Source organism: Bacillus cereus group sp. N31 (assembly GCF_016483245.1).
GTDB classification, from domain to species: Bacteria; Bacillota; Bacilli; order Bacillales; family Bacillaceae_G; genus Bacillus_A; species Bacillus_A toyonensis.
The window spans coordinates 42,682-48,681 of record NZ_JAEHCH010000034.1 but is presented as its reverse complement, the minus strand read 5'-3'; the positions used below and the strand labels follow the sequence as shown (position 1 = coordinate 48,681).

Here is a 6,000-nt window from a genome sequence, read left to right as displayed (position 1 = left end):
TTATAAATATTATATTTCGGTAAAAGATAATTAATTAATAATAAAGAGATCATAAAAATAAGAATAACCGTTAAAGAAATGCTGAAAAATAGCTTTTTTCCAAGTTTATTCACTTTGTTCCTCCAGACTATAACCTAAACCACGATGCGTCTTTATAATATTCTCTCCGATTTTTTTACGCAATCTCCTCACATGTGTATCAACCGTTCTCTCTTCTCCAAAATAGTCAAATCCCCATACGATATCTAACAATTTTTTACGCGTTAAAATCATTCCTTTATGATTTAAAAAGCACTTTATTAATTCTAGTTCTGTTTTTGTAATATCTAATTCTATATCATTTTTATATACTTTATTTTTGGCGAAATTTATCTTTACATCTTGCACTTGAATTACATCATCCTGTTGTACAAGCTTTTTCGCTCGGGTAATTAGCACTCCTGGATGAAATGGTTTTTTCACATATTCATCTGCCCCGCTTTGAAGCGCTGCTAATTCATCTTCACTTTCACTTTTCGCCGTAAGCATTAACACTCTTACACTTGAATTCTTTTTTATTTCCTGACAGACTGTAATACCACTATGTTTCGGCATCATCCAATCTAAAATAGCTAAATCTATTTTCTCATCATAAAAAATTCGAAGTGCTTCCTCTCCATCTTTTGCTAGTAAAACTTCGAAGCCTTCTTTTTCAAAATAAGCTTTTAAAATTTTCAACATATCTTGTTCATCATCTGCAATCAATACTTTCATAATTTATCCTCCATTGCTTTTAAACAAAAACCAATTGTATCATACAACTTCTTTGTTACATGTATGTGACAGAAAAATATTTAAACCTTTTGAGGGTATAGTAAAGATGAGGTGTTGTATTATGATAAAAAAAATCGGGGTCATTTCTCTTCTTTTCTTCCTATTATCAACAAATGCGCTCGCAAATACAAATCAACAAATTGAAGTGTTTGATTGCAAAAAAGAAATGGTCATTCAAAAACAATCTTTAGATCCAACAATCGAAAAAGAAGCTGTTCAATACGCTAAAGCAATAACTGGACCATTTAAAAACTTAAATGTCGTTCCGAAAGATGGACATATGATAAAAATCCCTTTAACTAAACCTGTTTCTATTGCCAATCAATGGTTACATACTACAATAGACGAAGTGCTTATACTGCTCCCACAAAATGAAAAACCTTATATTATGCTATATGATGATGAGAATAATCCGCATTTTTATTATGTGAAAGGTGATCCAAATAGATTATTGAAACAAATGAATGTTACATTATAATTTAAGAAAGATCCCACAAATATCATTTACGGGATCTTTCTTTATTGGTTAACAACTTGATTTTCATTTAAAAAATGCATAACCTGTCTTTTATGATGGTTATCATGATCTACAAATTCTTTAATAATATATATAAGAGAATACGGCGTTCCAGTATGAGGACAATGTGATACTCCATTGGCAGTTACAGGTTTCTTTAGGTTTCTAGCAGGTAATAATCTAATTTCTTTTACGAGTAACTCTCTTTTGGCTTTTGCTTCTTCAATAAGTTTCATCTTAGATATACCCGATTTGGCATAACTAGATGCTATTTTATTATATGTATTAAAGTCAGGGAACTCCACTCCCTGTCCTTCTCTCACTGATGGTAAGACCTTACTTAAAAGACATTCATCCCAATTCATAATATGAGATACAATCTCACCAATAGTCCATTTCCCCTCTGATATTGGTGCCACCCACAATTCTTCTTTCATACCTTTCAATGTATTTAACCAAATTGAATATTCATTGAAATCATGAATAATTTTATTTTCTCCCATCATCCAATTCCCCATTCTAATAATAGATTCAAATAAATTATATCATCAATCCACATAAAAATAGAACAAAAGTTCTGTCAGAGTGGATAAATAATAATTCACTACATCCTTTTATATAAGTTCAAATAATGGCTCGCTCTTACATATTTTTTCCCTTTCACAAATCCACCCGAAGTATAAAATTTGTCACCCTGTTCCGTATCTGTATTTAAGACAACGATATTAAAATATTTTTTAGCATCACTTAAAATTCGCACTAACAGTAACCTCCCTAATCCTTTCCTTCGGTATTCTTTTGCAATATAAAATCTTCTTACCCTACCAATCTTATTATTTTCTGTATATGGATCCTCATTTAGCCCTCCTATTCCAATTAACTTTTCCCCTTGAAAAATACCATATAAACATTCTCCAGTTTTATTAAATACATTTATTTTGTTTTCATATTCATTTATTAATTTTATTAGGAAGTTAAAACCTCCTTCCTTACTGTCCTGAACGAGATGACTAATTTCATATTTCATTAAATTTTCTATTTGTTGAATATGTATATCTTTCAAGTAAATTCCCTCCCTTAATATAAAAATATATAAAAATGCTCAAGAATCATTTATTCTGAGCATTTTTATGGTTGTTACCTTATTCAATTCGTAGCATGCGTATTCTGCACTTCAGACAATATCCACTTCAACTCCATTAAATCATCAATTACTATATCCGCACGAGCCAGTTCATCTTCTTGTGCAAAATCAAAATTGCATCCAATCGCAATTAAACCGTTATCTTTCGCTGCATTTATATCAGATAGTCGGTCTCCAACTACGGCTGCTTCTTTTATATCATATTTGTTCAAAATGGTTTTGACTAAGTCACTTTTATTTAGCGATTGTATTTGTTCAATACTACATGTTTCAGTAACCCACTGATCCAAAGCATAATAAGATACGATTGCTTGTAAGTATTCTTTTAAGCCATTACTAGCAATGTATATTGAACAATTATTTTCTTTTATGTGCGTAAATATTTCTTTTACATTTGGATATAAAGCACCTTTTCCGTTCTTTATGTTTTCAATTAATCTTTCCAAAAAATATGCGTCTGTTTGTTCTCTTACTTCAATAGAATGGTCTGGTAATAACATCTCCCAAACTTTCGGTAACGGCACACCCATAATTTCACGATACTTATCAATTGGTGTTACTGTATCCCATAATTGTAGTGACCGTAAATGATCAAAAGTATCATCTAGCGATACTTCTAAAATTTTATCTGTTTGAAATAACGTTCCATCCATATCAAAAATTAGTGCTTGAAACATGTCGTCCTCTCCTTACATAGGCTGCAAATATTCATCAATATCTTTAGAAATTTGTATAAAAGCTTTATCCCAAAATTCATAGCTTGTTATATCTATTTGAAAATGTTTTTTCATGAGCTCTTCTACTGGAGCCTTTCCTGTTTCTCGTAGAAATTCTTTATACTTTAAATGGAATGTACTTGAGTTTTGCTTCGCTATTTCTACTAAACTAAAACTTGCTAAATATCCAAATGTGTACGGATAATTGTAAAAAGGAACATCCGCAATATAAAATTGAATATATTTCATCCACACGAACGGCTGATATTCACTTAAAGCATGTCCGTATGCTTTTTCTTGCGCTGCTATAGATAACGTCTCAATTTCGTCAACACTTAAAGGACCCTCTTTACATTTTTCATAAAAATTCTTCTCAAATTGAAATGATGCTCGAATGGCCATAACATAATTAAACGTATTTCTTATTTTCCAGCTAAGTAATGACTTTTTCATATCTATACACTTTGTTGTTTCAATTAAATAGTTTATGAGTACTGTTTCAAAGAAAATAGACGCGGATTCAGCCGTGCTCATTGGCAAATAATCATCTAAGAAAGAAGTAGTTTGTTCAAAACTCATATTATAAAAATGCCAAGCATGTCCTAGTTCGTGGGCAATTACCCTTACACTATCGATACTTCCGTCATAACGCATTGAAATACGGGATTCTTTCTCACTGAAAAAAGGAGCGCAAAACCCACCTGGTGGTTTATTCTCTCTCGGTTCAGCATCTACCCATCCACTTTCTATCGCATTACGTGCAAATTCTGCTAATTCTTCATCAATAGCTTTTAATGCATCATATATGTTTTGTACTGCTACTGAAAAAGGAATAATAGCCTCATTATTTTCCTTTATTGTCATAAGTTCATGCCATGTAATGGAAGCTTCCCCTATCTTATACATGTTTAAAGCACTAACTAATTTATCAAGATTTTCTTCTGTCGCATTCCACATTTGTAATAATACAGTTTCAGAAATACCATTCACATGAAGAGATTGTGTTAAAATCTCTCTATCTTCTTTTTCATTACTCTTTGTATTACGCAATCTCCCTATTTGATTTAATACAGTAGCAAAGATTTCTTTTTCCTTATGCAAAGCACTTGTAAGTAACTCGAATACTTCTAACCTTTCCTTTTCATTATCACTATTCATTGCAATATGATTTGCTTGACCAAATGATAATTGTTTATTATTGTGCTCTATTTCTATCTTATTTCTTAATTGTATGTACATATTTTCCCACGCATTAAGTTCATCTTTTATGAACCTAGTATTAATATTATCAGAAATTGCCACCTCACTTTGTTGTATTACTTGCTGTACTTCACTTTTTAGTTCCTTTACTTTCACAGTCAATATAGTATTGTCAGATGAAACACTTTCTTCAGCCGATCGGCAATACAAATAGTATTCTGCCTTTTCAATAGCCTGTATAAGTTTTGAAAGGATTTCCACATCCTTTGTCACTATATATTGTTCTTTCAACTCTAATATCGGAAATATAATATCTTCACACGAATATAATCGATCTAAATCCCACCTAGCAATTTCATGCATTTTTATAGCCGCCTCCTATTTTTACAAATAGTTACAGATATTTCTCCCTACCCAATTATATATGAAACTACAATTTTTTAATATCTTTAAATATTTCGTTTTTTGATGAGCAGGACTAGATTTATATTCGTTTCTTTCACCACTCAATCACAAATAGCATAAACACATGAATGATACGATGTGTAAAAAAGACAATAAAGTTATTTACTTTTAAACCTAAAACAAGCATAACCCCGTTCTAAATTTAGGACGGGGTTAAAATATAGTTGTATAATTTTCGATATAAGATACTTCACTGTACTTAAAAATATAACAATAAAATCGTTTGAAAATCTAATTTTTATTCAACAATAGCGCCTATTGTTGAATAATGTTCAATTTTAAACGAATAAAGCCATTAATATTAAATTTTGATAGCCGTCATCCAATTTTACACCCTTTGCTTTTCTACCTTCTTCAAAAAATCCTAGATTCTTATATAACTGGATTGCACCTAGATTATCTTCCATTACCTCAAGACAAACTTTTTCAATCTTACTGTTATTTTTAGCCCAATTGATTAACGTTTCTAGAAGAGCTCTTCCAATACCATAATTTCGATATTCAGGTAGTATGGTCATCGCAAAAGCCCCTTGATGACTAATTTTTTCTTTGTTTCCGTTCTTAAAATCGATTGCACCGACTAACTTACCATCAACTTCAGCAATAAACTGTACATAATTTGGATTTTCATGATAAGCTTTTAACGTTTTTTGAATAGCATCAACACTCATCTTTTTTACACCCTCAACCGTACTTAGCATGTATGGAGCATTTATTAAAGCTTTTGAAGCAGCATTTAGCATTCTTTCTGCATCCTGTTCTTTAGCTTCTCTAATTATTACTGTTTTTCCATCCTTAGATTTATAAGTAAAAACATTAGTTGATAATATATTACACACACCCTTTCGGAATATAATTAATCGGATTTTTTAAATATTCCACAATTCTTAAGTAAGAGAAAGTCGTATCACCTTTTTCTGTAATCGCCCTCCTTTAACTTAATAACAATTATTTCAAATTTTTTTAATTTTGACAAGAAATCGTACCGTTATATAGCTCGATTGTTGAATAGCATGACTAGCATTTTTTAACCGACTTTATTATTTCTTTACACGATGATTGATATAAGTATCACTTCACCAATACCATATCGCCCAATTATCACAGATTAAAAATAAAAAAGGATTGATCAAAAGATCAATCCT

Annotated in this window: 7 protein-coding genes; 1 reads left to right on the top strand and 6 read right to left on the bottom strand. The window is 30.9% G+C overall.

Annotated elements, in window-relative coordinates; all coding sequences use genetic code 11:
• Nucleotides 1-105: 105 nt before the first annotated feature.
• Entirely contained in the window at nucleotides 106-753 is a 648-nt protein-coding gene (locus tag JDS81_RS27145) for a response regulator transcription factor (protein WP_000865960.1), read from the bottom strand.
• 121 nt (nucleotides 754-874) lie between these two features.
• Between JDS81_RS27145 and JDS81_RS27140 the strand changes: the two genes are divergently transcribed.
• Nucleotides 875-1,291: a hypothetical protein gene (locus JDS81_RS27140; RefSeq protein ID WP_000591755.1), complete on the top strand. Its 417-nt coding sequence runs from the start codon at nucleotides 875-877 to the stop codon at nucleotides 1,289-1,291.
• 41 nt (nucleotides 1,292-1,332) lie between these two features.
• Here the strand turns inward: JDS81_RS27140 and JDS81_RS27135 are convergent, their stop codons facing one another.
• From JDS81_RS27135 to JDS81_RS27115, 5 genes are all read right to left on the bottom strand, one after another.
• Nucleotides 1,333-1,833, bottom strand: a complete 501-nt coding sequence (locus tag JDS81_RS27135) for a DinB family protein (protein ID WP_097952421.1) — start codon at nucleotides 1,831-1,833, stop codon at nucleotides 1,333-1,335.
• A 101-nt stretch (nucleotides 1,834-1,934) separates the two neighbouring features.
• Nucleotides 1,935-2,393 carry a GNAT family N-acetyltransferase gene (locus tag JDS81_RS27130; RefSeq protein WP_097952419.1) on the bottom strand — a complete coding sequence of 153 codons (459 nt, stop codon included), beginning with the start codon at nucleotides 2,391-2,393 and terminating at the stop codon, nucleotides 1,935-1,937.
• Between the two features lie 83 nt (nucleotides 2,394-2,476).
• The gene (locus JDS81_RS27125; RefSeq protein WP_097952417.1) at nucleotides 2,477-3,151 is read right to left on the bottom strand and encodes an HAD hydrolase-like protein; all 675 of its coding nucleotides are present in this window, start codon (nucleotides 3,149-3,151) and stop codon (nucleotides 2,477-2,479) included.
• A gap of 12 nt (nucleotides 3,152-3,163) precedes the next feature.
• Nucleotides 3,164-4,753: a M3 family metallopeptidase gene (locus tag JDS81_RS27120; RefSeq protein WP_097952415.1), complete on the bottom strand. Its 1,590-nt coding sequence runs from the start codon at nucleotides 4,751-4,753 to the stop codon at nucleotides 3,164-3,166.
• A 380-nt stretch (nucleotides 4,754-5,133) separates the two neighbouring features.
• Complete coding sequence (locus JDS81_RS27115) at nucleotides 5,134-5,694, bottom strand: GNAT family N-acetyltransferase (RefSeq protein WP_015000610.1); 561 nt, start codon at nucleotides 5,692-5,694, stop codon at nucleotides 5,134-5,136.
• Nucleotides 5,695-6,000: the final 306 nt, after the last annotated feature.